This is a genomic window from Trinickia mobilis (assembly GCF_017315705.1).
In the GTDB taxonomy this organism is placed as follows: Bacteria; Pseudomonadota; Gammaproteobacteria; order Burkholderiales; family Burkholderiaceae; genus Trinickia_A; species Trinickia_A mobilis.
The window spans coordinates 58,113-82,572 of record NZ_JAFLRF010000021.1 but is presented as its reverse complement, the minus strand read 5'-3'; the positions used below and the strand labels follow the sequence as shown (position 1 = coordinate 82,572).

Genomic DNA, 24,460 nt, shown 5'->3' with positions numbered 1-24,460 from the left:
TCACACTTGAAAGACCGCGATCGTTTGCCCGGAAGTGAGACGTTCGGATCAATGTGGCGGTGTCGCTTGAACGAAATTGATTGAATCGGAGAAGCGACATGCGGCAACGCAACTACTTGATCACCGGCGCAAGCAAAGGTATTGGCCGGGCATTGGCCGAGCGCCTCGCCCGCGACGGACATCGCATCTTCGGGTTGGTGCGCGACGCATCGGATTCCGGTTTTCCCGGTACGCTTGTGCCGGTCGATCTGGCCGACAGTGACGCCACGCAGTCCGCGCTGGACAAGCTGACCGCTACGTACGCCTTCGACGGGATCGTCAACAATGTGGGCCTGGTGCGGCCGCAAAAGCTGGGCGCGATAGCGCTCAGTGATCTCGACTCTGTGCTTGCCCTGAATCTTCATCCGGCGGTGCTGACGGTCCAGGCCGCGCTGCCCGCGATGCGCGAGGCGCGGCAGGGTCGCATCGTGAATGTTTCGAGCCTGACCGTGTTGGGAGCCGTCGAACGCACGGCCTACGCCGCCGCCAAAGCGGCGTTGATCAGCTTTACTCGGTCGTGGGCGCTGGAACTGGCGACGACCGGCATCACGGTGAATGCCGTTGCGCCTGGACCGACGGAAACCGAACTGTTTCGCACCCACAATCCGCCCGGAAGCGACGGCGAAAAGCGTTACTTGGCGAGCGTGCCGATGGGGCGTTTCGGCAAGCCCCAGGAAATCGCCGACGTGATTGCTTTCTTGCTGTCCGATGGCGCGGGGTTCATGACTGGGCAAACGTTGTTCGCGGACGGTGGCGCATCGATCGGGAAGGCGGCCTTCTGAGCGGCAGCACGAACGCCGACCATCGCTCACCGATCAACTGCAGGGCCATGAGGCACGACTGTCTGCGAGTCTGTACAGCGGTTTGATCCATTTGGGTGAAAGCTCGCCGATTCAGCTGGCTTTTGATCCTGAGACGGAAGCATTCGATCGAGAGTCCCGTCTCGTCGCACGAGCACATGCCAGCCGGCACCCAATATGTGGAGTCCAACAAAAGCATAAACAAAGAACTGCCCGATCAGATGGACGCGCAGAGCCGCATGCGCCAGGACCGGGATGTGCGACGGCTGTGGCCAGTAAAATAGCCAGAAATAAGGCGAAGGGCGGGCAGCCACTGTCGCCAGGATATAGCCGCTGAGTGGCATAAGAATCATGATCGCGTAGAGAAGCCAATGGTTCCACCACGCAGCGCACGCCTCCCACCGGGTAAATCGGCCGTTCATCAAAGGCGGTGGGTGCCGATAGCGCCAGATCTGCCGGAAGACGGCCAGAAAAAAGATCGTCTGGCCAATCGATTTGTGTAATGTAATCAAAGCAAACCGGCTGCCGGCTGCATTGGGCATCGCCATGAATACCCATGCCAAGACTACTGCCGTCAGCATCAGTACCGCTGTGAGCCAATGGAGCGCCTGCGCTACGGGCGTATAGCGTTCCATACGGTCCGCGGTCTGCGTCGTACGACTAATACTACGCATGGCGTTGCCCCCCGCGTGAGCACAGCGCGGTGAGGATTCCCCGCTGCAACAGGATCGACGTCTGTTTGAGTTGTTCGGCCGGAGTGTGATCGTCGCAGGCGGAGCCCGGGAACGCCTGCGGATCGATGATCAGCCCTTGTTTCTCGATGAGCGCGAGGCTCACGTTAATACCCAACTCGGAAGGCTGCTGCGCCTTGCCTTTACCGATGTATTCGACTTCCGGCACAGTCTCGTTGATGTGAGTGACGAATTGGGTCATGGAGTTATCCCTGTTGGTCAGTGCCCGGCGACACGTCGCAGCGAGCATGATCGGGCAGTTGTCCTGCACGCAGTAGTCCGCGGCGGCACATAACACTTATTCCCGCAGTGCATACGGAAAGGCGCTGGTGCACTTGACTGACAGAGGACGGCATGCCCCCCCGCCCCGAACAGTTACGCTGCGACCCGCGTGCCATAGAGAACCGAGCCTCGATGCGACGTTCGCGTCGCTGCGCGCGCACGCCGTTTCCCAGCGACAGCTTCCAGCTCTTCTCACCTAATTCGAAGGCGACACACAGCCAGCCAGTGATCGTTGAATCCCACGCCTGAAGGGCCGTGTCAGGCGCATCCATTTGCGTGCTCCTTTCGAAAAAACGGGTGTCGGAATCCTCGTTTTACTCGTCGCCGAGGGCAGACTTCGACTCGACGACGACGCGCGGGAGTATCTCGACTACTGTCACGCGTTTCCCTACCCGCTTCGCATTATGGACCTCATGCGCCATACCAGCGGCGCCGCGGACTACGTATCGAAGAGCGTCGAGATCCTCGGCGCGGATGGGAACGCTGCTCCAGGCTTCGCCGGCGGGAAGAGCTACTTTGGCACGGCGCGCGTTAGGCAGGCGATTACCGAAAGAAGCGCGCTGCAGTCGCCTCCCGACCAGACCTACGTCTACTCCAATTCCAACTACGTCACGCTGGCCGACGTCGTGGCGCAGGTGACGCGCAAGGATTTCGCATTGGTAGCCGACGAGCATATCTTCGGTCCGCTGAAGATGAAGCAGTCATTCTTTGAAACCGCGCGAGCGCGCGTCGTCGAAAAACGGGCCACCGCATGCGCACCGGACTTGCTACGGCCGGGAAACTACCTTTCGAAGCTGAAAAATTTCGACGTCGTCGGCGATGTTGGCCTGATGACCAGCGTGGACGACCTGATCAAGTGGGAAAAGAATTTCTGGAATGACGCGTTGCCACCAGGCGGCATGATTCAGCGGATGTTGCCCTTTCCGGCGGTATCGCGTCCCGACGACTTGATGTACGGCTGCGGGATGGAATTTAGCAATGTTTCGGGCGAACCCTACATTTCCCACGGCGGGCGGATGGATGGCTTCAAGAGCGTCATCCTGCGTATGACGAGGCCGAAATTATCCCTTATCTATCTCTCGAATTGTGACGTGCCTTTTATCAGCAGTGAGGCAATCGGTCGTGAGATCGCGTCTTTGTGTGCATGAAGTTGACCGGATAAAACTATGGCTTGGGATGTGAATCTCGGTGTGGTGATGGATACGCGTAACGCTGTCTGCGTCGACGAAAAGCAACTGATGCGCAAGATCGGGTGGCGCATCGCTCCTCTGCTGTTTCTTTCTTATCTGTCAGCTTATCTTGACCGTGTCAATGTGGCTTTCGCCGCACTGCACATGCACAAGAAACTCGGCTTGACCAGCACTCAGTACGGGTTGGGCGCCAGCATCTTCTTAGTCGCGTATTTTCTCTTCGAAGTGCCCAGCAATCTGCTGTTGCAAAGGCTCGGCGCGCGGCGGTGGATTTCCCGAATCATGTTGAGTTGGGGAATCATCTCCGCGATGATGGCCCTGACAAGCTCATCGTCTTCCCCTTCTATGTTCTGCGCTTCTTCCTGGGAGCCGCGGAGGCCGGCTTTCTGCCCGGCGTGATCTTGTATCTCGGCTGGTGGTTCTCTCAACGCTACCGCGTTCGCGCCGTCAGCGCCTTCTTCCTGGCCATGCCGGTTTCGTCGGTCGTCGGCGGTCCGATGTCGGGCCTTATTCTCGGCCTTGACGGCTATCTCGGGCTCGCGGGCTGGAAATGGTTGTTCATCCTAGAGAGCCTGCCGGCGCTCGTACTGGGCGTCGTCGTTCTCGCCACGTTACCGCGCGACCCGGCGGCGGCCACGTTCATCAGTGAAAGTGAGAGGCGCTGGTTGCTGCAAGCGCTCGCCGCGGAGTCTCGTCCGCTACACGAACGATCCGGCGTCGCCGGGGCCGTCCTAGATCCCGCCGTTTGGCTGCTGGGGGCGATGTCGTTCGGCGTCAATTTCGCGCGGTACGCGTTTGGCATGTGGCTGCCTTTGGTCGTCAAGGATTTCGGCATATCCGATTCGACGGTCGGCTGGCTATCCGCGCTTCCTTATACGCTCGGTGCCACCGCCATGCTGTTGGCCTCGCGCGTCGCGCAAATAAAAACGCGCCAACTGTGGCTGTTGTGTGCCGGATGCGCGATCGCTTCGATCTCTCTGTTCGCCGTTCGCTGGGCTACGACGCCATCGGCGACGCTCGTCGTCCTGTGCGTATGCGCCGTCGACATCTTCGTCTTTCTTGGGACCTTTTGGGGAACCGCTCCCGGGGTATTGTCCGGCTCGACGAGACCCGTCGGCATCGCGTTGATCAATTCGATCGGCAGGCTCAGCGGTTACTGCGGTCCGTATGCGTTGGGCTATCTCAAGGACGCCAGCGGAAGTTTCAATATATCGCTCGCGTTGATGGGTTTCGGGCCGCTGTTCGCAGCGCTCGCGCTTTTGTTGCTGAGCGGGCGTCTGCTGTCGCGCGCCTCTTGGCCGCCGCGCGCCGTGCCCGCTTGAATTGGCCTCACTCCCCAGCGAGCGCTGCAGCGCCGCCGGTGCTTCTGAGCCAGTCCCTGAATGCCTGAACGGCTCGATCCTCGACCCGGGAATCGGCGACGTAGGTGAAATAGCGCCAGGGCGGAAGCGCCGGCCCTTCGAAGGGACGCACGAGCCGCCCTTCGGCGATATCGTCCGCAACTAGCGCAGTCGGTCCCATTGCCACGCCGAGCCCGTCGAGCGCGCCTCGCAGCGTCAAATAGAAATGTTCGAGCGTGAGCGATTGCCGTGGCCTGAGATCGCCATGGCCGGCTTCCGCCAGCCAGTTCGGCCACATGCTGGGATAGGTTGCCGCATGCAAGAGCGTGAAGTTGACCAGATCACTCGGTTCTTTCAGCGTCTTGCCCTCGAGGATCTTCGGCGAGCACACGGGAAGACGCACTTCTGAGAGAAACTCCTCGGCGACATATCCGTCGATATTTTGCGGTCCGCCTCGAATGAGGATGTCGATATCGACACGCAGTTTTTCGATTGGTTCGTTCGAGGTCAAGAGCCGCACCTCGATTGTCGGATTGACAAACTGAAAAGAAGAAAGCCTCGGTACGAGCCAGCGTAGGGAGAAAGTAGCCGGCGCGCTCACACGTAGGACCTTTTGTTGCCCGCGTTGCATCTGCTGCGAGGTAGCGAGCGCGATGCGATCAAACGAAGCCCCGATCTCTGCCAGATAACCGCTCCCCGCTTCGGTCAACGCAACCCGCCTGTTATATCGCTCGAACAGGGGACGTCCGAGCCACACCTCAAGTTGCTGGACGTGCCTGCTGATCGCGCCATGCGTCACGCACAACTCATCCGCGGCAAGTGAGAAGCTGCCCAGACGCGCGGCTGCCTCGAAAGCGCGTAGCGAATTCAATGGTGGAAGTTTTCGGCCCATCTATTGTTTCGCGTGAATAATTCTCACGCGATCTCTCAAGTTTAATGGTTTGATTTGAGCGATTGCCGGGGCCTATATTACCGACAAACGGTCGCTCGTGGCAGGCGACCGCGTTTCAAATTCTCACACGGACCTTAAATATGTCGAATGTCGTGGTAGTCGGTGCCCAGTGGGGCGATGAAGGAAAGGGGCGTCTTGTGGACTGGCTCGCAGGAGAAGCGGACATCGTGGCGCGCTACAACGGCGGTCACAATGCAGGGCACACGCTCGTCGTCGATGGAAAGACTTATAAGCTCGCGTTGCTTCCAAGCGGCCTCGTGAGAGGAAAATGCGGCGTCATCGGAAATGGCGTGGCTCTTGATCCAGAGGCACTGCTCGCCGAAATCGCGCGCATGGAGCAACTCGGTCTCACCGTGACGCCGGACAATCTTGCGATTGCGGCGAATGCGACGCTCGTGTTGCCCATCCACCGAGCAGTCGATCTCGCGCAGGAGAAACTGCGTCGTGAACCCATCGGAACCACGTTGCGAGGAATCGGCCCGGCGTACGAGGACAAGGTCGGTCGTCGCGGCCTGCGTGTTTGCGATCTCGCCGAACCGGATCTGCTCGCGAAAAAGCTCGATGCGTTGCTCGATTATCGCAATGCCTGGTTCAAGGGACTGGGGCTCGATGGCTTTAGCCGGGACTCGATGTTGCCGATGCTCCGCGACATCGCTCCCCGGGTGCTTCGGTTCGTCCGCCCAGTCTGGGCATACCTCAATGAAGCAAGCGATGAAGGCAAGAAGATTCTCTTCGAGGGTTCCCAGGCCGTCATGCTCGACGTGGATTGGGGCAGTTATCCTTACGTCACCTCATCCAGCACGATCGCGTCGGCGGCAGCCACAGGAACGGGGCTCGGAGCTTCGCGACTTGGACACGTGCTTGGGGTGACCAAGGCCTACGCGACCCGAGTCGGCGAGGGCCCTTTCCCAACCGAGCTTCAGAATGAGATTGGCGCGATGCTCAGGGACAGAGGCCGAGAGTTTGGTGTCAATACTGGGCGGCCACGCCGCTGTGGATGGCTGGACGGTGCACAGTTGCGGCAAAGCGTGAAAGTTTCGGGCATCGATTCATTGGCCTTGACGAAGTTGGACGTTCTGGATGGGCTCGACTTCATCGACATTTGCGTCGGCTATGAGATCAACGGGCAACGTACGGATTTCTTACCGGCGAGCCTAGCGGCCCAATCGCGTGCGAAGCCGGTGTATGAACGTTTCATGGGATGGTCTCAGCCGGTCAAAGGACAAAAGCGCTTCAGCGATCTGCCGAGGGAAGCACGCGATTTTGTCAAGCGCGTTGAAGTGATCGCTGGCGCTCCGCTGTCCCTGATCACGACGGGCCCAGAGCGCAACGATACGATCGTACTGCATGACCCCTTTGAAATATAGAGACGACCGCTTTACACAGACCGCGGTCCGAATGCCCGATTGAATTGCCTTGCTCGTTTAACTTCGCCCCCATGCAGATAGGTCGAGGTCATTGAGATCGACGCATGGCGCAGGTTGTCGCACACCATGATCAGGTCTGCCCCGCGCGCCAGTGCATGTGAGGCATGCGTGTGCCGCATCCAGTGCGGACTGGCCCGCCGCAGCGTCTGCACGATCGCGGGCCGTTCGTCCTGAATGGCCTCGGCGGCCAGCAGGAATAAGCGCCGCAGCACACGCCGGAGCCGCGCGGTCTCGATGGCCGCGCTTTCCTTCTCGAGGCTCGTCAGGATTGGCGTCGCCGGATCCCATCGTGTCGGCGCAACCGGCGGCCTGTGTTGCGCCAGTTATTGATCGAGCGCTATACGCGCTAGCGGCGGTATTGCGACCTTGCCCAGCTTGCCGCCCTTGCCGACGAGATGTAGCCAGTGATCGCCGTGCTCGTCGGCGCGGCTACCCGCCACGCAACTTCATGTTCCAGCTCCCCAACGGTGGGATCGGCTTGCCGTGGAATCGCTGCTCGGTTTCGCGTGGAGTGGAACGGCTATTCGATTTGCGTGGAATACGCAGATGGGCTTCAAAGCATATTGGCGAAGACGCAATGCCAACGAGCGCAGCACAACGTACCCGCACAATCGTCGAGGCTGGATTCAAGATCGTTCCCGGCAAGGAGGCCGGTTTCTTTGAGTACTACAACAAGATGGTACCTATTGCCATGAAGCATGGATGGGTTCCAAGCTGTGTTCGGGGGGGGCGATCCTCGATTCGACGTGGTTGTTTTTCGGCGTGCACTTGGAGAGTGCTGAACAAATGGACGCCTGGCACCGTAGCCCCCTGCACCAGGCTGCGCAGCGTTCGACATATGAGCGCTGGAGGACGGCAACATATCTTCGTAAATGGCGCGAGGCGGCGCCGGGTGAAGTCCTGCAAGGTCGCGTAATGTGCGAAGCTCGCCTTCTTCGAGAAGCCGAACTGGACGCTGCGGAGATTCAGTCACTGCGGGAAGCGCTGGCTGGCATTGCCGAGGCTGGCGCCCAACCGTTCGAGATGCCGGCGGGCGATTTCGAGCCGCAACCGTACCAGTTTGCCGGCCCGGTCGGGATCGCACCCAAAGTCGATTGCCGAGCCCGATCGTCGAACCGCCTCTGATGGACACCGCGCAGTCGCACACTCACCGGGGCCGGGCGGCCGGCTCCAAACATGACGGTCGGCGAACGGCAGATGAAATCAAAATGGGCTTCATGGAAACACCCCTCTATATGTTCTGGTGGAGTGCCTTCCTACTCGAAGGCGACGTAGACCCGGCCGTTCTCGATTTTGATGGGATAGGTCCGGATGGCCTCGGTCACCGGGGCACAGGTCGGCTCGCCTGAGCGAACGTCGAACTTCCCCTGGTGCAGTGGGCATTCGATATCGTGACCGTCAAGAAACCCGTCACAAAGCCGGGCGTGGCCGTGGGTGCACAGGTTGTCGGAGGCGAAGATGTCGCCATCCACGCTGTAGATGGCGAGGTCCTTTCCGGCAATGATCACCCCGACCACGTCATTGGCCGGCACGTCATCGACCGCGATGGCATCCTGCCACGAAGAAGTTGCTTCGGTATTCATGATCAGACTGGATAGATGATGGAGTTCGGAATCATTTCGCTGTCGTAGATCGCCAGGCGCGAGGCAAACTTCAAGCCGTCGGGCATCGCAACGATTTCGTCGATGTAACGACCGGCGTTGAACACGGTCGACAACTGATTCAGCTTCGTGCGGATCACGACGTAATTGGCTTCGCTGTAGATGCGACCGTCCTCGACCTTGCGAACCAACGGCGCGCCCACAATGTGCCGCTGATAGTACGGGTCGTGGAAAATGGTCTCCTGGATGCCGTAGACGCGATCCTTGAGCATCCCCTTGTTTTCGAACGAAAGTGTCGCAAGTGGAAATCCGCGTTCGAAGTTTTCCCGGGGCTGCAAGCGGTAGACGCACTGCTCGGTGAAGAACTCCGGCCAAAGGCTCCAGTTGCCGGAGTCCACTGCGCTCGCATAGTCTGCGTATAGCTGCGTCAGCGCAGTCCAATCTCCTAAGCTCTCCATCATTCCGGTGCCTCCATGACTTCGCGCCAGTAGCGATACATGCCCCGGATGAGCGTATCGCTCACCATGTGATCGGTGTCGGCGACCTCATGTCCGCCGAGCTCAGCCAATGCCCGATGAAACGGCCGGGTTTCGAACGACGACTGGGAGAATTCGATCACCTCCCCATCGTCGGCCGAGACGAAGCCCGCCGGGCCGAACAGGTTGGCCTGCCTCAGCCGGCGCTGAATCATCTCCTCGGAATCGTCCTCGAACGCGAAGTGCGTCCAGAAGAAGTCGAAAGAGCCGTGTCCGTTGGGCTGGATCTGCCGCGTCGAGACGCTGTTGACCGACTGCTGGAGGATGACACTCGGGAAGATGGTCGTCATCACCGCAGTCGGGCCGCACCACCAGGGCTCCGTCACGATATCCAGGAAGCGCGGGTCGTTGAGCTGCATGTCCTCCTTGAAACGCGCGACCTGCGACACCTCCGACGTCTTGAGCGAGTTGCCCCGCGTGGAGATCATCGCGGCATGCCGGTTGCGCGCGTCCATCTTCAGCGCAGACCGGTTGTCGGCGCGCCAGAGTCCGAAGGTCACGAACCACGTATGCAGAAGACCAGGATGATAGGAATCCTTGATGTTCTCCTGCATCAGCTTCCAGTTCCCCGGAATGCGCTGCCGGTTGTAGCCGAGAATCTTCAGCTTCCGGCCGTTGAACGTCCTGTCGAAACACTGCAGGATCGTCGGGCCGAGGAAATCCTCGAACGACTCGACCCCGTGGTCAAAGGACGCAAAGACGACCCCGCCGCGCGTGGCGACCTTCAGCTTCGTCAGGCCGTTGTCCTCCATCCTGAAGTCAGACGGCATGCCGCCGTGCACCTTGCCGTCCCGCTTCACCCCCCGCCGGAACGGAACGCCCTGCAGATTGCCCTCCAGCGTGTAATTCCACTGATGGTACGGACAGGTGAACCCGTCCTTCCGATTGCCGTGACGCTCCCTGCAAAACGCCATGCCGCGATGGGCACACGCATTTTCGATGACATTGACCTTGCCGTCGGTGCCACGGACCATGATGACGGACCGCTCGCCAATCGTGGTGCGGGTGAAGTCGCCGGGGTTCGGAATCTCGGCTTCCAGGCCGACGTAGCACCAATGGTTGCGGTAGAAGAACCTTTCCAGTTCCTTCTTGTAGGTCGACTCGTCGGTGTACGCCATGAACGGGATACGGCTGGTACCCTCGTCCTCCCACCTGACGGTTTGAGGGAATATTGCGGATGTCATTGCGTTGCCTCCATCGTCTGCTGGATCACGGTCACGGCCACTTCCGAGAGACCTTCGATTCGGCCGCGCATCGCGTCTCCAGCCACCACGGGCCCCACGCCTTCCGGCGTTCCCGTCATGATCAAATCGCCGGGACGCAGCGGTTCATAGAGCGACAGGTGCGCGATGCACTCTGCGGTCGACCAGATGAGCTTCGCCACATCGGATGCCTGCTTGGTCGACCCGTTTACCTTCAATTCAGTTGATTCGGAGTCCAGATGACATGTTTCCGCAACAGGGTGCACGGCACCCGACGGATAGGCAACCGAAACGGGGGCCGCAGCGTCCACAATGGCGCTCGCAGGCTTCATGAAGAAGAACGGCGGATCGCGGTCCGGATCCTTGCCCATCTCGCGTGCGTGGGCGGCGTAGTTACGTCCGACGCAGAAGATGCGGTTGACCGGGAAACGCTTGGAGCGTCCATGTACGGTCAGCGAATAAACGGGTGCAGGTGACGCTGCGTAATCGGTATGGTTTGTCATTGCGTTACTCCCGCGCCTCGCGCCAAAGGCCGAGCGCCTGATGAACCGGACGGTCACTGAAACTGAACAAGTGCGTATCCGTTGTTGCATGGAAGCGCAGTGCGTTCCAGGAAGGAACGACGAAAATGTCGTTGGGGCCAAAGCTGTGTACGGTTCCGTTGATTTCGGCCTGGCCCGAACCCTCCAGACAGACGTAGACGGTACCGTCCGTGCACCGGTAAGGCCGGGTCTCGAACCCCCGAGGAAGCCGCTGCGCAAAGGCCCCGATCGTCGGCATCGGCGAGCCGCCGGTGGCCGGATTCACATAGCGCAGCTTGAAGCCGAGGTGCCTGTCGGGTTCGCCCTGGGCAATCCCCAGCAGCGATTCCCGGGTACGTTCATGGGGATAGACGAACACCAAGACGCGGCCTTCAGCCTCGGCTGCGCTGATGAGAAGGCCTGCTTCCATGAGGGGCTCGCGAATCTCCGCGTAGCGCCACAGGGCCGCCGCTGCGGGAGAGGCGGGCTCCGGCGTGACCAGCCGATCGAGCACTTCCCACAACGGGGTGAAGTTTTGTTTATCGATGCGATCGTAGTACTCGCGTCTCGCCTGCGCTTGCGCAGGTTCTACGGTGTGACCATGCATGATGGTTGTCTCCGGATTACGGGCCGACCGCGTAAAACGCGTCGGCATAAACGTGCTCGGGTGGTATCCCGCGCTGTTTGAGAAGCAATGTGGCGGCCTCTACCATCGGAGGCGAGCCGCAGAGGTATGCGCGAAAGTCTTTCAGGCTGTCGCCCCAGTCGCTGGCTATCGCATCGGTGACGAGGCCGGTGCGCATGGACTGTCCCGTCGTATCCGAAGTCGAGACCACCTGAACCGACAGGTTGGGACAGTCGCGCGCAAGATCTTCCAGCCAGTTCACGCCATAGACGTCACGCGGGGACCTCACGCCGAAGTACAAATAGATCGGATTGGTCATGTGCGCCCCCATGGCGCCGCGAACGATCGACAGGATGGGTGCGAGACCAGTCCCCCCTGCGACGCATAGCATCGGCCCCGAGTGTTTCTCACGTAGATATGCCGTGCCGAGCGGTCCGCTCACGCGAACCGAATGACCGACGGCGAGCTCAGTGTTGATATAGCCCGATACCCGGCCACCAGGGACCAGACGCACGTGGAATTCCAGTTCTTCGTCTGACGCAAGACTGGCCATCGAATACGGCCGGATGTGGTTCGGCGTGAACTGGACTTGAGCGTATTGCCCGGGCGAGAAGGACAACGGCTTGGCCGGTCGAAGCACGATCCGCTTGATGTCGTGCGTCATGTCCTCGATCGCCACGACCGTGGCCTTCAGCACCCTCGCCGGATGAGTGACGACTTCATCGGGTTCCGGTACCTCGATCTCGCAGTTTTCCGTCAATACGCTCATGCAGGCCAGCGCAAATTGGCCCTCGTTCATGCGGGTGATCTGTGTCTCTGAGCCCGACACGAGCACGCTGCCGCGTGTGACCTTACAGCGGCACGTGCCACATCGGCCAGCCGTGCAGCTATACGAAATCGGCACGTTGTGCTCGCGCAGCACCTCCAGCAGATTGGCGCCCGGCGAGAAAGCCAGCGTGCGGTCAAGCGGATGGACAATTAGCTCCATGAGATTCGTTCTACTCGGAAATCTTTCTTGGCTGAATTCTATGAACCGCCCTAACATTGGTAAACGCGATATCGTGAATTATCAACATTTACCTGGTGAATGAGATCGTGGAACTGAATGACATCGACCTGAACCTGCTGGTCGTTTTCAACGAGCTGCTCATCGAGCGTCGTGTAGCCAGGGTGGCTGATAAGCTTGGTTTGACGCAGCCGTCCGTGAGCAACGCGCTCAGCCGGCTGCGCAAACTTCTTCAGGATGAGCTTTTTATTCGCACATCGAAGGGGATGGAGCCGACCCTCTACGCGAGTCAGCTTGCAGAGCCAATCAGCTTCGCGTTAAGCACGATTCGAAGCTCGTTGAACCAGCAAGCCGAGTTTTCACCCGCCACGAGCACACGAAAATTCACCATCGGCATGGCCGATGTAGGGGAGGTCTATTTTTTGCCCAAGCTAATGGACAAACTGGCGCGTGTTGCCCCCGGAGTTTCCGTGAGTACGCTGCGCAACACGGCGGTGAATTTGAGGGATGCGATGGAGGCGGGACAGGTCGATCTTGCGATGGGTTTTCTGCCACAACTGAAGGCTGGATTTTTGCAGCGCAGTCTGTTCCAGCAAGCTTATGTCTGCATGTTTCGCCAAGCTCACCCGCTTCAGGGAAAAAAGATTTCCCTCAAGCAGTTCACCGAAGCCGACCACGTTGTTGTCGTTTCCCCGGGAACCGGACATGCAAAAGCAGACGAAATGATCGAGCGAAAAGGCATTCGCAGAAACGTCCGGCTTACCGTGCCGCATTTCGTCGCCGTCGGGCACATCCTTTCGAATACGGATATGATCGCCACGGTTCCGGAGCGTTACGCGGTTGAGTGTCTGGCGCCATTCAAGCTGGCCTACGTCAAGCATCCTGTCGAATTGCCAAGGATCGGCATCAACATCTTCTGGCATGCGAAAGTGCACAAGGAACCGGGCAACCAATGGCTGCGCAATCTGATCGCCGATTTATTCTCGGATGCCGGGCGACGGTGAGGCGATCGTTTGCCGCTTGTCGAATGCGGCGGTCGAGCGACCGATCGCGACACGCCGCCCTACGAAGCTGCGATCCTGCGGGCCGCTATGTGTGCATTTCGATCTGCAAATCGCGGCGCGTCATGTCGAGGCCGGCAGCGTAATCCCAGACGTGCTCAAGGGCGCTTTCGACCGGGATATCGCTCCCGCTCCTGCATGGTCCGCGTAATTCCGTCCCACGCAATACACTCGATGCACTTCAAGTACGTCGTCACTGCCGGCGACTGGAATGGCAATGGGTGCTAGCGGCGGAAAGATGAAAGCCATGGTGTCCTGATTAAATGAAGTCAATGGATTCAGAAAGCATGCCGCACGCCGAGCATCACGCCGAGCTGTTCCGCACCCGGCTCGACCGTACCGCCGGCAGCCACCGACGTGCTACCGTTTCGGCCGTTGATCATGTAACCCAGGGATGAATAGACAGACGTATTCTTGCTCACATTGTAGCTGGCACGCGCAACCAGCTCAGTCGAACTCGTCACGCCCGACTGGATGTATTTGTCGACTTGCGCGTCGAGTGTCAGCGGCGTTATCGGCGTATAAGTGAGTCCGAGAAAGTACAGGTTATAGACCATGCTCGCGGCACCAGCCGACAAGTTACGGTGAATCCAGCCACCGCCTACTTTCAGGCTCGGGAGCTTGAAATAGCCATCGACGACAGAGCGAGTGTCGGTGTAGGCGCTATTGGTCAGCGGCGCGGACGCCCCCTCGTTGCCACGCATCCGGTCATACGACACGGCTGCGCCGAAACGGGACGAATCGTAGGCGATCAAGCCAGTGTATTGCTTGCAGGCGAGGAAATTGCCGGCCACCTGGCCCGGGCAATTCGTCGCGGAGGGGCCGGCGGGCCCGGCTGCGTCACGCCCGAAACTGTATGTGGCGCCGATGGTCACGCCCGCAAACTTTCCCATATAGCCGACGGCGTTGTCGCTGCGCGCATTGGGAAGATAGTTGTCGAAGACGTACAGCGAATGAACCGACGGTCCGATAACGTCAGCGCTCAGGAGCGAGTAAGTCGTCATGTTGATCTGCCGACCAAGCGTCAGCGAGCCGTAGGCGGTCTGCAGCCCCACGTTCGCCTGTCGCCCGAACTCCCGGCCACCGTAATTGAAGCCGCCGGTGCCCGGCGCGAAGCCGTTCTCCAGCTTGAAAAACGCCTTGTTGCCGCCCCCGAGATCCTCCACGCCCGTCAATCCCCACTCCGAAGGCACTTCGCCAGTCAATGTGGGCACACCGGCGAAACTGCCACCACCGGCAGCATGGTTGTAGTATTCGACTCCCGTATCGATGATGCCGTATAGCGTGATGCTGCTCTGGCTGTATGCGAGGCATGACGCTTGCATGAGCGAGAAGAAAGCGACACCCCTCAACACACTACGCAGTTCCATTGACGTCTCCTTTGTCTTAACGATCTTCGCTTTGTAATTTATGGTGTACTAAGCAAACTTCCTGTGGGCTCCGTCACGGTGTGCGCAGGCCGAATGTCTGCCGCCGGCCTGCAGCGGATCGATTCCCAGGTTCCTTGCAGGTCCGGACGGCCGGTATCGTCCAGGTCATGAGATACACGGCAGCCGCTAGCGGCCTCGAGGCGAAACCGCTGGCGTCGGATGGATGGTGCGATGAACCCCCGCTGCGCTCAGCTCACGGCCGGCCCCTGTCCGGCCCATGCTGCTTGCAGCAACTTGAGCACGGCGGCCTCGTCGACAGGCAAGGGGTTGTCATCGATGTGGTGGAAAGATTCACTGGCGATGGCGATGATGCTGTCGGCCGGAACACCTAGTTCGCGCAGCGCGACCGGAGCCCCTAGATCGCGTACGAGTCGCTGCAGTGCCGCCGCGGGATGGGCACCCATCACCAATGCCATCATCGAGCATGCCTCAGGTATCGCCGACGCGTTATAAGCGAGGACGTGCGGCAGCACGACACAGTTGGACTCGCCGTGGGGCACCTCGAAGCGCCCGCCCAGTATGTGACAGATCCGGTGATGCATGCCGATGCCGACCGAATTGATCATCAAGCCGCCAATCGTTGCGCCATAAGCCGCCTCGGTCCGGGCTTCCAGGTCGGCGGGTTCATCCGCCAGTTTCCTCAACGCACGGTAGAGCATGTCGATGCCGGTCAGCGCGAGCTGACTGGTCAACGGATTGCGCTTCGGGACATACAGCGCCTCGATGCAATGCGCGAGCGCGTTCATGCCGGTGGTCGCTGTCTCGCGGATCGGCAAAGACCGCGCGAGCACCGGATCGACAATGACGGTATTGGCGAGCGCCCTGGGCTCCCGCCTGGTGCGCTTTTCGCCATCCACGAGGACCCCGAACAGCGGCGTCATCTCCGACCCCGAGAGCGTGGTCGGCAGTGCGATATGGGGCGCGCCGGTTTCCGCCGCGATATATTTGCCGAGGCCGATAGTCGATCCTCCACCGACGGTGACGACGGCATCACATTCCCGCCGGCGGAACGCGTCGAGTGCCGCATTCGCTACCTCGAGGGGACAGTGCGGCACCGCGCGATCGAACGAGGCGCGAAGCCGGGACGCAAGGACCTCGGCGACTTGCCGGTAGCGGCGGGCGCCGCCCTCCGTTGTGACGAGCAATGCGCGCGACTTTCCGATCTGATCGAGACGGCCCGCAAGGTCAGCGACGCGGCCCGCCCCGAACAGGACTGTCGGCGAGTGGCACTCGAACTGGAACGGCGGAATCATCGAAGTCGCTCCGTCAACAATTCGAGCATGCGATGATCGGCCTCGAGGAAGGCCTCCCGGCTGAAAGCCTCCTCACGCAACGAATTGAAGAATCCGTGTTTCGCGCCTTTGTAGGTGTAGACGGTTGCGTTCGGCATGCCATTGACGACGTTCTCGACAGCGTCGATATGATCCGGGAGTATGTGAGTGTCGGCCTCGCCCACGTGGTATTGCAGCGGACATTCGATAGTGCGCAACTCCTTCAGATGCTCGTGAACCCGCACGCCGTAGAAAGAAACCGCGGCATCGCAATGAAAACGGGCGGCGTACTTCAGGGTGAGCAGACCGCCGATGCAGAATCCGACGACGGCCAGCTTGCCATTGGAGCCGGGCAGGTGACGCGCCCACTCCGCCACGGCGTTGCAGTGATTGAGAGCCGTCTCCGGATTGAACGCCTGGAGCAGTGCGAAGCCGCGTTGGCGATCGGCCTCGCCGTAGCCGAGATCGACCCGGCGCTCGATATGTCCGAAAACGTCTGCGCACACGACCCTGAATCCCTTCTCGCTCAGTTTGGTCGCGACGTGGCGCATCGCTTGGTTGACCCCGAAGATTTCTTGAAGCAGAAGAATGGTGCCGCGCGGCGCATCGTTCTCGCTTTCGGCGGGGCCGACGCAGAACGCTTCGATGTCTCCTTGTCGAGAAACCGTCTGCCAGCCGGACGGGAATTGTGCTGCGGTCATGCTGCCTCCAGTTCAAAAATGATTTTGTCGCGGTATCTTATAATGAAATATGCATCTCACAGTATAAGATGCTAAGCCGCCTGTCAAGGGCGCGCGGACAGCCGATCAGCTCGATGATGGGCTTGCGCAGTACAAGTTGGCGGCGATCGCGCCGCAACTGAACGCGAAGAGCGCGACGAGTCCCCGGGTTAGCTTGACGGCATGCTCCTCGCCGCCAAGTGTGCGCGGTGAAGTTGCCAGGTTTCCTTATCGAGAGATCGTCGCCACCTCCAACTCAAGAATGGTTCCGTCGTCGTCACGTCCCTGTTTGCGCATAAAGCCGAGTTTCTTGAGCGCGGGCTCGTCAGTCACCGAATAGAGCACCGCCTGGCCGCCAGTCGATTCATGCTGATACCACGACCATGGGGGTGCGCAGAAGACATCATTGGGTTTCCACTCGAACGTTTTCCCGTTGATTTCGGTTTTTCCGGTGCCATCCAACACGACGAACATCGAGGAAGAAGTTCGCCTTTGTGGCAAGGTCCGTTCGCCTGCGCGCAGCAACGTGCTTCTATAAGACATCGTCTGCATCACAGGCCCGCCGCTAACCGGGTTGGTGTATTCGACCGTGATCGCGTCGTATGGACTGCCAGGCAGATGGGACATGGCGTCGAGCGCGGCTCGCGTGTCCTTCCATCGATAGACGAACATCGGGGAGTGATCGACGCGGCCCCTGCGGTGGTCGACGAAGGTCGGCGTGAGCCCCCCGCGCGAGTACAGATGCGTGGAATACCCTGACGGCGCGGCGATCGACTGGATCGTCTTCCGCTGCTTATCTTCGACGTAGTCGAACTCGAACATCGTTGCATTGAGCGACTCGGCTAGCGGAACGTCGAGAACGTCGACCCAGATGACCGGTTCCGTCCCCTCGTTTCCGTGATCGTGCCAGCAGCCGTTGGGCGTCAGCACGAGATCGCCGCGCGACATTGGAATCTTCTCGCCGTTGACCACGGTAAACCCGCCGTTGCCTTCCAGCACGAAGCGGCTCGCATTCGGCGTATGACGATGGACCGGCGCCTGTTCCCCCGGGTTGTAAAGCGAATAGGCAGCAAACAGCGTCTGCGTGATGTAGGGCTTACCAGACAGCCCGGGATTGGAGAACACCAGAGCCCGCCGCTCGCACTCCTCGATCGGCACGGTCTTGGCGGCCACCGCGAGCCGCGGGCTGATGTCGGACCACTTCCAGTGATACGGCACAGCCGTCAGCCGCGGTTCCTCAATTTCAATCTCCATACGCTGCTCCCAGAACTCCACCACATTGAGCGCGGATGCATCGCTCGAGAGTTGGGCGCGCGCGCCAGCATGATCAAGCACCATGGTCATCTCCATCTCCTTTTTGGATTCACTCGATATCATACATTGTATGATGCGTATCACAATATAAGACGCAGAGCCGCGTGTCAAGCCTACGCGTCGTGAAGGTTCGGCATGGCAGGAAGGACTGCGCAGGTTGAAGGCAAGTGATGCCGCTGATACCCTTCGCACCAATTCATGAGAGGAGGCGATGAACGTGCAAACGAAAGCCGAGCAGGACGATCAGGCCGACGACCAGCGTCCCGGCATTCAGTCGGTCGAAATCGGGGCAGAGATTCTGAGAGCGCTTGCGACTTTCGGAAGGCCCGTTCCTTTGCGATCGCTTGCGGCGAAATGCGGCATGCCCGTCGGAAAGGTGCACCGATATCTGGTGAGCCTCACACGGGCGGAACTCGTCGAGCAGGACGCGACCAACGGCTACTACGGGGTTGGCAGGAGCTCGATCGCGATAGGACTCTCCGGACTATGGGCATGCTCACCTGTCAAGGAAGCGGCCAGTGCGATAGCACAGTTGAGGGACAACACGCAGGAGACGGCTTTCGGCGCGATCTGGACCGACATGGGCCCGACCATCTGTTTGCTGGAGGAATCCGACCGACCGATTTACATGAACATTCGCGTTGGTGCGCTACTCCCCATCTACCTTAGCGCGGCGGGACGGGTATTCGCAGCTCATTTGCCCGAGGAGCTCGTCAAGAAGGTCGTCAAGCTTCAGGAGCATGCGCTTTCGGTTTCCGGGCAAAAATTCACGTCTGCCCAGTTGCGCGAACTCCATAGAGAGACACGCGCGAACGGTTATGCTGCGATCGCGGGGCTGAGCGTACCGGGCGTGAATGCCGTTGCCGCCCCCATCTTCGATCACAAGGGTAAAGTCACTGTCGTGATCGGGCTGCTTGGACGGGAGAACGATCTACCTCTTTTTGGGGAATCGCGTCATATCAAATCATTGCTCGATTACGCCGCGCTCGCATCGGAGCGACTGGGTTACGGGGCAGGAGCTGGCACTCGGCAAGCTGAAGAAGCTTAGCGTCACTTATGTGGACGCCGGCCGAGAACTCGGATCTTTCAACACTATCTCGGCAACAACCGACATTTACTTTACCCAACGAACCGAATGCAAGGTTAGAGGTCAGCAGGCGAAAGCTCTATCCGTTCCCCTGTTTGTGGGGGCGCCTGTTGCTCTATCGCCCGGAAGATCCGGCGTTTGCCGAGTTCGAACGCGAGCGCGAGTTGCTTTGTGCTTTCATCGGCGGCGCCGAGCTTTTCGCGGACCGTGTGGGCGGGGAGCGCAAAAGCGCGGTAGCCCCAGCCGAAACGGTAGGCCGAAAACCATATCGTTGAGTCCGAGGTGAAGATCGGCGACGTAAGCTTTGTAATAGGTTGCTCCATGGCTTTTGGCTCCTGACCGGTCATCGTGGAATTTGATTCTTGCACAGCGCACTTATAGAAGGTGATCGCATTCGAGGTGATGCGGCCCGAGATCATGGTCGGCCAGGAACGGTTCTTCGGAATCGGTTGGCGAATGTCTGTTGATGGTTGATGAGTCTCCGCTTGCCGAAGCGAAGGTGGCCGAAGAGAGCGCGCATGCCTTGTTTGCCGGCTTTGGCAAATTGCGAACTCCGAACTTCGGGCATCGAAAACGCTGCGCACCTATCCGGCGGTGCCGTGGAGCCGAGCCTTCACAGGCGTGCTCGGAGTTCGAGCTCCGCGCGGGCCACAACGACCTTGCAAGCGAGCACGCGTTCGACCAGCGCGTCACATATCGGATCAGTTCCGTCTCGCTCTGCTGTGTATCTTTTAGCGATACCCACTGCGCTTCAGTGTGTCGTAGCGAACCTCAATCAGCCGGTGGTCTGCGGTTCGGCGAGCAGCGCGGCCGCGAATTGCAGCCGCGCATGTCTGGTGGATTCTGGAAACACGAACGCCCGTGAACAGTGGTCTAATCTGGCTGTTTCGACGGCAGCTTAGGGCGCCTTCGATCCGACCACTAGACAGCGCGGATGAGGGGGACTCATCCAGATTCGCGAGGAATGTATGCTTGACCTGAACGAAATCTATTTCTTTGTCGAGGTCGTCCAGGCCGGAAGTTTTGCTGAAGCCGCACGACGTCTCGGGATGCCAGCGAACACGATCAGCCGCTACGTTCAGCAACTGGAAAGTGAGCTGAAAAGCCGGTTGATCCTGCGGACGACGAGGAAGCTGACGCTGACTGCAATCGGGCAGACGTTCTACGAACAGTGCGCGACGAGCATTCGGGGACTCATGCAAGCGGGGCAGCAAGCTGCCGACACGCATCCAGAACCGATTGGCCCGTTGCGCGTCGCCTTGCACGCCGATTTCTTCGATATCTTTCCGGACTCATGGGTCACGGAGTTTCTCGCGAGCTATCCGGGCGTCACGCTGGAATTCGTCGTCGACAATGCGTATCTCGACCTGATGGCGAGCGGTGTCGATCTCGCATTGCGTCGCGAGTCGATGCTGGACGAAAGCGCGACGCGCCGCGTTCTGCGTACGGCACGCAGGCGGCTCGTGGCATCACCTGAATATATCGGGGCCCGCGGAATGCCAACGAGCCTCGACGAACTCAGCCAGCACGACTGCCTTCTGATTTCGCGCGATTTCGGACATGGCATGTGGCATCTGAACGGCCCCGACGGACGTGTTGAGGTTCAGGTGCAGGGTCACCTGCTCGCCAGTACTTCACGCCCGGTCAGGCAGGCGGCCGTCGCAGGGCTTGGCATCGCTTTCCTGTTCGACCTGATCGCGAAGGGGGATATAGAGGCGGAGCGCCTCGTACCCGTGCTCGACGAGTATCGATCGGACGCAACGGATTTCTGCGCGGTCTTCCCCAATCATCGGCACATTAGACGGGTTGCGACGATCTTCGTCGATGCTGTCCAGAACAAGCTCGCCGAGATGTCGGCGTCGAGTGAATTTTGAGCCGCCGCTACACGTCACAGTCTTCAACCCCGTAGTTTGCGCATGCGATGCCATGCATGCCGAGCATGCCGAGATACAGCTCGTGATTGGCAGGGATGGCGCCAAGACCCATGAGCGTCGTCATGATCGGAACGCCGTTGCGCTCGGCAAACGGCGCATGGGCCAAAATTAGCTACATTTGGGCCATGAGCGCTGCCTCGACAATGACTTTGTGACGCTTCTGACGAACTCTTCGCCGAGGTCCTCCCGGACGAGAGCCAAAGCCACCCGGATACCGTCGCTCACACCGCGCGACGAGTACAAGTTGCCATCCTTCAAATAGCTTTGATGGCTGATGACGTGTACGAGGGGAAATTCGGTGGAGAGACGTTGTGCGTCGCGCCAATGCGTAGTCAACGCGCGATGGTCGGCAAGGCCGGCGCGCGCGATCAAGAAAGCCCCGTTGGACACCGACGCGAGCCTTTGCACCCTGCTTCCGGCATCACGAAGCCAGTCCACCAGTTCGCAATGCTCAGGCCCCGGGCCAACGCCCGGCGAGCCCGGCACGACGACGATATCGAATGATGTACGCACATCCAACAGAGATTCCGTCGTGCTCACCGCTACGCCATTCGAGCACGCGACGAGCCCCGGGGACGGTCCTACGAGATGCTGCTCGTACAACGTTGCGCCGCTCAGGCGATTCGCTTCGTGGAAAACGTCCATCGGGCCCGTCACTTCGAGCAGCCGAAATCCCTCATACAGCATCATCGCTACTTGCATACGCCGTCACTCCGCGAATGCACTGCACACGAGCGCCGCGCATCTCGCCGTGTCAGGTCTGGCGAGGCGGTGCGAGGTATGACGTCTTTCAACATGATGAATCTGTCCTTGGTTACGTGTTGCCCAGGGGCCCGGCCCTCCGGCGCACTTACGGCCGGCCAGATCCACGCAACCAAGTCTATTCGGCCGGCACGGGCGAGGAAACACGCGGTTGTCGCCATGCTGGGCCAATCAACTTGAGATTTGGGCCAACGGCGCCGCAGCGGCGAAGTCGTGCATTGCGTTGCATCTGGAGGGCCAACGTGAGTTCGACATCTCCCCAGTTCAATCCATTTATTACTCGCACTCAAAAGATAGTTTCAGCCCAGCACGTCCCTGTTTTCGGGCCATCGCGGTAAGCTCGGTTACCGGCCGTCGTTATAGGTTCGCAGGCTTGGTCCGGTCGTTCCGGTAAAGCCATTCGGGTCGCCGATATCGGAAACGGGACGATTAACTCCATGAAGGTCACGGCATGAAAGTCGCCATTGTTATATTCGATGGTGTTCAAGCGCTCGATGTTGCGGGCCCCCTCGACGTGTTTGCGGAAGCCAACACGATGCTTACTGTGCAGCAGAAATATGAAGTCACTTTGGTGGGCCCGCGGGCCGGCACCGTGACCTGCTCGAACGGGATGGGGCTTTCCGTGCCGTATAGCTATGCGGATCTCGACACGCAATGGGACCTGCTGCTGATCGCAGGCGGGCCGCAATTGCCCGACGTTGAACCGTCGAACGATTTTCTGACGTGGCTGCAAAATCAGGCAGGAAACGCGACACGGTTCGGCTCCGTTTGCAATGGGGCATTCGTGCTTGCCCATGCGGGACTGCTCGACGGCAAGGAAGTGACGACTCACTGGGCGGACGCGGGCCGCCTGGCCCACGAATTTCCGCAGGCACGTTTGCAGCCCGACAAGATCTTCGTTCGCGACGGACGCCTCATTACGTCGGCGGGCGTGACGGCCGGCATCGATCTGTGCCTGTCGCTGGTCGCCGAAGATTGGGGACACGAACTGGCGGTGCGTGTCGCAAAACGTCTTGTCGTGTATATCCAGCGGGAAGGCGGCCAATCTCAGTACAGCCCGTATATGGGAACAGGCAGGGACGAAGATCCGATTATCGGCAAAGTGCACCGATATGTGACCGAGCATATAACCGATGCGCTTTCGATCGAACAACTCGCGGACGCAGTTGGCGTGAGCCGGCGGACTTTCTCGCGAGTCTTTGCAAAGTACGCGAAAGTGACACCGTCCGCGTTTGTCGAGCAGGTTCGCGTCGACAGCGCGAGGAAGTTGCTCGAAGATTCGGATGCGCCGCTGAAGACCGTTGCCTATCAATGCGGCTTCCGCAGTGCCACGCATATGCGCACGACGTTCTCCCGGCGGTTAGAAGTCACGCCGAAACAATATCGACAACGATTCCGCGGCGATGCAGGCACGCAGGTTTCTTTTCAAGCACTCGCTCATCCGTGACTGACGCCGATTCGCTTCAATCGCTTCCCGATCTCCTTGAACCGAACTTGTCGTTGATATTTTGCGGAATTAATTGGGGGCGACAAACAGAGCCATTCGGCGGCGCACGCGCGTGGGTCGTCCCCAATCCAAGCGGACTGAATAGGGCGTTAGACCTCGATGCGCCGGTGACGGCCTATCGGGAAGTTCGCGTTGCGGTAGCGTCCGCAGCCTGAAGGTGCGGATTTTGGCGTAGCGTCTCGGTCACGTATTCCACGAAAGCGCGAATCTTGCCGCTGGTGCTGCGCCGCTCGACATGCAGCAGGCTCACGGGCGCCGACTCGGGCTCGAATGACGTCAAGACCGGTTGGAGTTTGCCGTCGGCTACCTCTGGCGCCGCCTGGTATGACAGCAACTGAGTGATGCCCACACCTTCGGCGGCGGCGAGAATGGCAGCGGGAGCGAGGTCGACAACCATCCGCGGCCGCACTCTGACGGGCAGCCTCGAACCGTTTTCCTTGAACACCCACTCGAGCGGTTGCGAGACGCCGGTGAAGGACACACAGTGGTGATTGGTCAGATCCCTGGGGTGAACGGGTTCCCCACGCTCGGCTAGATAGGAGGGCGCCGCGTACGTCCGACGCCGCACAAAGCCCAACGGAATGGCGTATGTCGAGGAGTCTCCGAGGTGGCCGATACGGAGAGCCACATCCACCCCTTCCTCTAGAAGCCGCGTGGTTCGGTCGGCGTACACCGCGTTGATGGTGACGTCCGGATAACGCAGCGCGAAGGCGTTGACCAGAGGCGCCACATATCGCTGGCCAAACAGGACCGGTGCGGAAACAGTCAACGTCCCTACGGGATTGAGTAGATCGGCCGCAATGCTGGCTTCCGCGTCCGTGATGGTGTCCAACACCTTCCTGCAGGCTTCGAGGTAAGCCATGCCTGCATCCGTCGGACGAACCGTTCGAGTCGTCCGAGCGAGCAGTTGTGTGCCGAGACGGGATTCCAGCGAATTGACCGCTCGCGAGACCCCGCCGGCCGACATGCCGAGTTTCTCGGACGCGGCAGTAAAGCTGCCTCGGTCAACGATGGCGACGAAAATCTCCATCTCACGCAACTTGTCCATTCCGCCTCCCACTCTGATCACCGCGTCCACTCGCCGTGATTCTATTCGATCAGTTCGCAAAGGACTCTTTCAGGC

General features: G+C 59.8%; 24 protein-coding genes and 5 pseudogenes. 9 read left to right on the top strand and 20 right to left on the bottom strand.

What is annotated here, in order from left to right; all coding sequences use genetic code 11:
• Positions 1–98: 98 nt before the first annotated feature.
• Complete coding sequence (locus tag J3489_RS24460; RefSeq protein WP_207002478.1) at positions 99–821, top strand: SDR family oxidoreductase; 723 nt, start codon at positions 99–101, stop codon at positions 819–821.
• A 26-nt stretch (positions 822–847) separates the two neighbouring features.
• Here the strand turns inward: J3489_RS24460 and J3489_RS24455 are convergent, their stop codons facing one another.
• Entirely contained in the window at positions 848–1,474 is a 627-nt protein-coding gene (locus J3489_RS24455; RefSeq protein WP_207002476.1) for a cytochrome b, read from the bottom strand.
• Positions 1,475–1,505: 31 nt separating this feature from the next.
• Complete coding sequence (locus tag J3489_RS24450) at positions 1,506–1,772, bottom strand: hypothetical protein (protein ID WP_207002474.1); 267 nt, start codon at positions 1,770–1,772, stop codon at positions 1,506–1,508.
• 352 nt (positions 1,773–2,124) lie between these two features.
• On the opposite strand from J3489_RS24450, the gene J3489_RS24445 reads away from it, so the two are divergent.
• Together J3489_RS24445 and J3489_RS24440 are read left to right on the top strand one after the other, a co-directional pair.
• The gene (locus J3489_RS24445; protein WP_207002472.1) at positions 2,125–3,000 is read left to right on the top strand and encodes a serine hydrolase domain-containing protein; all 876 of its coding nucleotides are present in this window, start codon (positions 2,125–2,127) and stop codon (positions 2,998–3,000) included.
• Positions 3,001–3,018: 18 nt separating this feature from the next.
• A pseudogene (locus tag J3489_RS24440) lies at positions 3,019–4,364 on the top strand (MFS transporter).
• 7 nt (positions 4,365–4,371) lie between these two features.
• Here the strand turns inward: J3489_RS24440 and gcvA are convergent.
• On the bottom strand, positions 4,372–5,274 hold the full coding sequence (gene gcvA / locus J3489_RS24435; protein WP_207002468.1) for a transcriptional regulator GcvA: 903 nt from the start codon (positions 5,272–5,274) through the stop codon (positions 4,372–4,374).
• Between the two features lie 140 nt (positions 5,275–5,414).
• Between gcvA and J3489_RS24430 the strand changes: the two genes are divergently transcribed.
• Positions 5,415–6,701 carry an adenylosuccinate synthase gene (locus J3489_RS24430; RefSeq protein ID WP_207002466.1) on the top strand — a complete coding sequence of 429 codons (1,287 nt, stop codon included), beginning with the start codon at positions 5,415–5,417 and terminating at the stop codon, positions 6,699–6,701.
• Between the two features lie 11 nt (positions 6,702–6,712).
• Here J3489_RS24430 and J3489_RS24425 read toward each other — a convergent pair.
• Positions 6,713–7,189, bottom strand: a pseudogene (locus tag J3489_RS24425) (site-specific integrase); the annotation flags it as partial.
• Positions 7,190–7,463: 274 nt separating this feature from the next.
• Between J3489_RS24425 and J3489_RS24420 the strand changes: the two are divergent.
• On the top strand, positions 7,464–7,886 hold the full coding sequence (locus J3489_RS24420) for a hypothetical protein (protein ID WP_207002464.1): 423 nt from the start codon (positions 7,464–7,466) through the stop codon (positions 7,884–7,886).
• A 131-nt stretch (positions 7,887–8,017) separates the two neighbouring features.
• Here the strand turns inward: J3489_RS24420 and J3489_RS24415 are convergent, their stop codons facing one another.
• Genes J3489_RS24415 through J3489_RS24390 form a run of 6 tightly spaced genes read right to left on the bottom strand, consistent with a single transcriptional unit; the run spans position 8,018 to position 12,234 of the window.
• Positions 8,018–8,344 carry a non-heme iron oxygenase ferredoxin subunit gene (locus J3489_RS24415; RefSeq protein ID WP_207002462.1) on the bottom strand — a complete coding sequence of 109 codons (327 nt, stop codon included), beginning with the start codon at positions 8,342–8,344 and terminating at the stop codon, positions 8,018–8,020.
• A 2-nt stretch (positions 8,345–8,346) separates the two neighbouring features.
• A complete protein-coding gene (locus J3489_RS24410) occupies positions 8,347–8,823 on the bottom strand; it encodes an aromatic-ring-hydroxylating dioxygenase subunit beta (RefSeq protein WP_374193486.1) in 477 nt (158 codons plus the stop codon).
• On the bottom strand, positions 8,820–10,082 hold the full coding sequence (locus J3489_RS24405) for an aromatic ring-hydroxylating dioxygenase subunit alpha (protein WP_207002461.1): 1,263 nt from the start codon (positions 10,080–10,082) through the stop codon (positions 8,820–8,822). Before J3489_RS24405 ends, J3489_RS24410 begins: the two co-directional genes overlap by 4 nt.
• Complete coding sequence (locus tag J3489_RS24400) at positions 10,079–10,603, bottom strand: fumarylacetoacetate hydrolase family protein (RefSeq protein WP_207002459.1); 525 nt, start codon at positions 10,601–10,603, stop codon at positions 10,079–10,081. Before J3489_RS24400 ends, J3489_RS24405 begins: the two co-directional genes overlap by 4 nt.
• A gap of 4 nt (positions 10,604–10,607) precedes the next feature.
• The gene (locus J3489_RS24395) at positions 10,608–11,228 is read right to left on the bottom strand and encodes a cupin domain-containing protein (protein WP_207002457.1); all 621 of its coding nucleotides are present in this window, start codon (positions 11,226–11,228) and stop codon (positions 10,608–10,610) included.
• A 16-nt stretch (positions 11,229–11,244) separates the two neighbouring features.
• Complete coding sequence (locus J3489_RS24390) at positions 11,245–12,234, bottom strand: 2Fe-2S iron-sulfur cluster-binding protein (RefSeq protein WP_207002455.1); 990 nt, start codon at positions 12,232–12,234, stop codon at positions 11,245–11,247.
• Positions 12,235–12,341: 107 nt separating this feature from the next.
• Between J3489_RS24390 and J3489_RS24385 the strand changes: the two genes are divergently transcribed.
• Positions 12,342–13,256: a LysR family transcriptional regulator gene (locus J3489_RS24385; RefSeq protein WP_207002453.1), complete on the top strand. Its 915-nt coding sequence runs from the start codon at positions 12,342–12,344 to the stop codon at positions 13,254–13,256.
• 94 nt (positions 13,257–13,350) lie between these two features.
• Here the strand turns inward: J3489_RS24385 and J3489_RS37845 are convergent.
• The 6 genes and pseudogenes from J3489_RS37845 to J3489_RS24365 form a co-directional block, all read right to left on the bottom strand.
• A pseudogene (locus J3489_RS37845) lies at positions 13,351–13,562 on the bottom strand (fumarylacetoacetate hydrolase family protein); the annotation flags it as partial.
• 29 nt (positions 13,563–13,591) lie between these two features.
• Positions 13,592–14,683 carry a porin gene (locus J3489_RS24380; protein ID WP_207002451.1) on the bottom strand — a complete coding sequence of 364 codons (1,092 nt, stop codon included), beginning with the start codon at positions 14,681–14,683 and terminating at the stop codon, positions 13,592–13,594.
• Positions 14,684–14,931: 248 nt separating this feature from the next.
• Entirely contained in the window at positions 14,932–15,996 is a 1,065-nt protein-coding gene (locus J3489_RS24375) for a maleylacetate reductase (protein WP_207002449.1), read from the bottom strand.
• Entirely contained in the window at positions 15,993–16,715 is a 723-nt protein-coding gene (locus J3489_RS24370) for a dienelactone hydrolase family protein (RefSeq protein WP_207002447.1), read from the bottom strand. Before J3489_RS24370 ends, J3489_RS24375 begins: the two co-directional genes overlap by 4 nt.
• A gap of 117 nt (positions 16,716–16,832) precedes the next feature.
• Positions 16,833–16,955, bottom strand: a pseudogene (locus J3489_RS37840) (MFS transporter); the annotation flags it as partial.
• 6 nt (positions 16,956–16,961) lie between these two features.
• The gene (locus J3489_RS24365; RefSeq protein ID WP_207002445.1) at positions 16,962–18,077 is read right to left on the bottom strand and encodes a cupin domain-containing protein; all 1,116 of its coding nucleotides are present in this window, start codon (positions 18,075–18,077) and stop codon (positions 16,962–16,964) included.
• A 181-nt stretch (positions 18,078–18,258) separates the two neighbouring features.
• On the opposite strand from J3489_RS24365, the gene J3489_RS24360 reads away from it, so the two are divergent.
• Complete coding sequence (locus J3489_RS24360) at positions 18,259–19,095, top strand: IclR family transcriptional regulator (protein ID WP_207002443.1); 837 nt, start codon at positions 18,259–18,261, stop codon at positions 19,093–19,095.
• A gap of 95 nt (positions 19,096–19,190) precedes the next feature.
• Here the strand turns inward: J3489_RS24360 and J3489_RS24355 are convergent, their stop codons facing one another.
• A complete protein-coding gene (locus tag J3489_RS24355; RefSeq protein WP_207002441.1) occupies positions 19,191–19,457 on the bottom strand; it encodes a hypothetical protein in 267 nt (88 codons plus the stop codon).
• 645 nt (positions 19,458–20,102) lie between these two features.
• Here J3489_RS24355 and J3489_RS24350 point away from each other — a divergent pair.
• Complete coding sequence (locus J3489_RS24350) at positions 20,103–21,008, top strand: LysR family transcriptional regulator (RefSeq protein ID WP_207002439.1); 906 nt, start codon at positions 20,103–20,105, stop codon at positions 21,006–21,008.
• Positions 21,009–21,021: 13 nt separating this feature from the next.
• Here J3489_RS24350 and J3489_RS24345 read toward each other — a convergent pair.
• Positions 21,022–21,159, bottom strand: a pseudogene (locus tag J3489_RS24345) (hypothetical protein); the annotation flags it as partial.
• A 17-nt stretch (positions 21,160–21,176) separates the two neighbouring features.
• Entirely contained in the window at positions 21,177–21,770 is a 594-nt protein-coding gene (locus tag J3489_RS24340) for an AraC family transcriptional regulator (RefSeq protein WP_207002437.1), read from the bottom strand.
• A gap of 511 nt (positions 21,771–22,281) precedes the next feature.
• On the opposite strand from J3489_RS24340, the gene J3489_RS24335 reads away from it, so the two are divergent.
• Complete coding sequence (locus J3489_RS24335; protein ID WP_207002435.1) at positions 22,282–23,277, top strand: GlxA family transcriptional regulator; 996 nt, start codon at positions 22,282–22,284, stop codon at positions 23,275–23,277.
• A 175-nt stretch (positions 23,278–23,452) separates the two neighbouring features.
• On the opposite strand, the gene J3489_RS24330 is transcribed toward J3489_RS24335, so the two are convergent.
• The gene (locus tag J3489_RS24330; RefSeq protein ID WP_207002433.1) at positions 23,453–24,385 is read right to left on the bottom strand and encodes a LysR family transcriptional regulator; all 933 of its coding nucleotides are present in this window, start codon (positions 24,383–24,385) and stop codon (positions 23,453–23,455) included.
• Positions 24,386–24,460 lie beyond the last annotated feature (75 nt).

Bases quoted from the DNA above. Each gene is read 5' to 3' on its own strand.
- J3489_RS24460 (WP_207002478.1), top strand. From the start codon at position 99: ATGCGGCAACGCAACTACTTGATCACCGGCGCAAGCAAAGGTATTGGC.
- J3489_RS24355 (WP_207002441.1), bottom strand. From the start codon at position 19,457: ATGGAGCAACCTATTACAAAGCTTACGTCGCCGATCTTCACCTCGGAC.
- J3489_RS24410 (WP_374193486.1), bottom strand. From the start codon at position 8,823: ATGATGGAGAGCTTAGGAGATTGGACTGCGCTGACGCAGCTATACGCA.
- J3489_RS24380 (WP_207002451.1), bottom strand. From the start codon at position 14,683: ATGGAACTGCGTAGTGTGTTGAGGGGTGTCGCTTTCTTCTCGCTCATG.
- J3489_RS24405 (WP_207002461.1), bottom strand. From the start codon at position 10,082: ATGACATCCGCAATATTCCCTCAAACCGTCAGGTGGGAGGACGAGGGT.
- J3489_RS24455 (WP_207002476.1), bottom strand. From the start codon at position 1,474: ATGGAACGCTATACGCCCGTAGCGCAGGCGCTCCATTGGCTCACAGCG.
- J3489_RS24360 (WP_207002443.1), top strand. From the start codon at position 18,259: ATGAACGTGCAAACGAAAGCCGAGCAGGACGATCAGGCCGACGACCAG.
- J3489_RS24340 (WP_207002437.1), bottom strand. From the start codon at position 21,770: ATGCAAGTAGCGATGATGCTGTATGAGGGATTTCGGCTGCTCGAAGTG.
- J3489_RS24390 (WP_207002455.1), bottom strand. From the start codon at position 12,234: ATGGAGCTAATTGTCCATCCGCTTGACCGCACGCTGGCTTTCTCGCCG.
- J3489_RS24370 (WP_207002447.1), bottom strand. From the start codon at position 16,715: ATGACCGCAGCACAATTCCCGTCCGGCTGGCAGACGGTTTCTCGACAA.
- J3489_RS24335 (WP_207002435.1), top strand. From the start codon at position 22,282: ATGAAAGTCGCCATTGTTATATTCGATGGTGTTCAAGCGCTCGATGTT.
- J3489_RS24420 (WP_207002464.1), top strand. From the start codon at position 7,464: ATGGGTTCCAAGCTGTGTTCGGGGGGGGCGATCCTCGATTCGACGTGG.
- J3489_RS24430 (WP_207002466.1), top strand. From the start codon at position 5,415: ATGTCGAATGTCGTGGTAGTCGGTGCCCAGTGGGGCGATGAAGGAAAG.
- J3489_RS24375 (WP_207002449.1), bottom strand. From the start codon at position 15,996: ATGATTCCGCCGTTCCAGTTCGAGTGCCACTCGCCGACAGTCCTGTTC.
- gcvA (WP_207002468.1), bottom strand. From the start codon at position 5,274: ATGGGCCGAAAACTTCCACCATTGAATTCGCTACGCGCTTTCGAGGCA.
- J3489_RS24330 (WP_207002433.1), bottom strand. From the start codon at position 24,385: ATGGACAAGTTGCGTGAGATGGAGATTTTCGTCGCCATCGTTGACCGA.
- J3489_RS24350 (WP_207002439.1), top strand. From the start codon at position 20,103: ATGCTTGACCTGAACGAAATCTATTTCTTTGTCGAGGTCGTCCAGGCC.
- J3489_RS24365 (WP_207002445.1), bottom strand. From the start codon at position 18,077: ATGACCATGGTGCTTGATCATGCTGGCGCGCGCGCCCAACTCTCGAGC.
- J3489_RS24395 (WP_207002457.1), bottom strand. From the start codon at position 11,228: ATGCATGGTCACACCGTAGAACCTGCGCAAGCGCAGGCGAGACGCGAG.
- J3489_RS24450 (WP_207002474.1), bottom strand. From the start codon at position 1,772: ATGACCCAATTCGTCACTCACATCAACGAGACTGTGCCGGAAGTCGAA.
- J3489_RS24400 (WP_207002459.1), bottom strand. From the start codon at position 10,603: ATGACAAACCATACCGATTACGCAGCGTCACCTGCACCCGTTTATTCG.
- J3489_RS24415 (WP_207002462.1), bottom strand. From the start codon at position 8,344: ATGAATACCGAAGCAACTTCTTCGTGGCAGGATGCCATCGCGGTCGAT.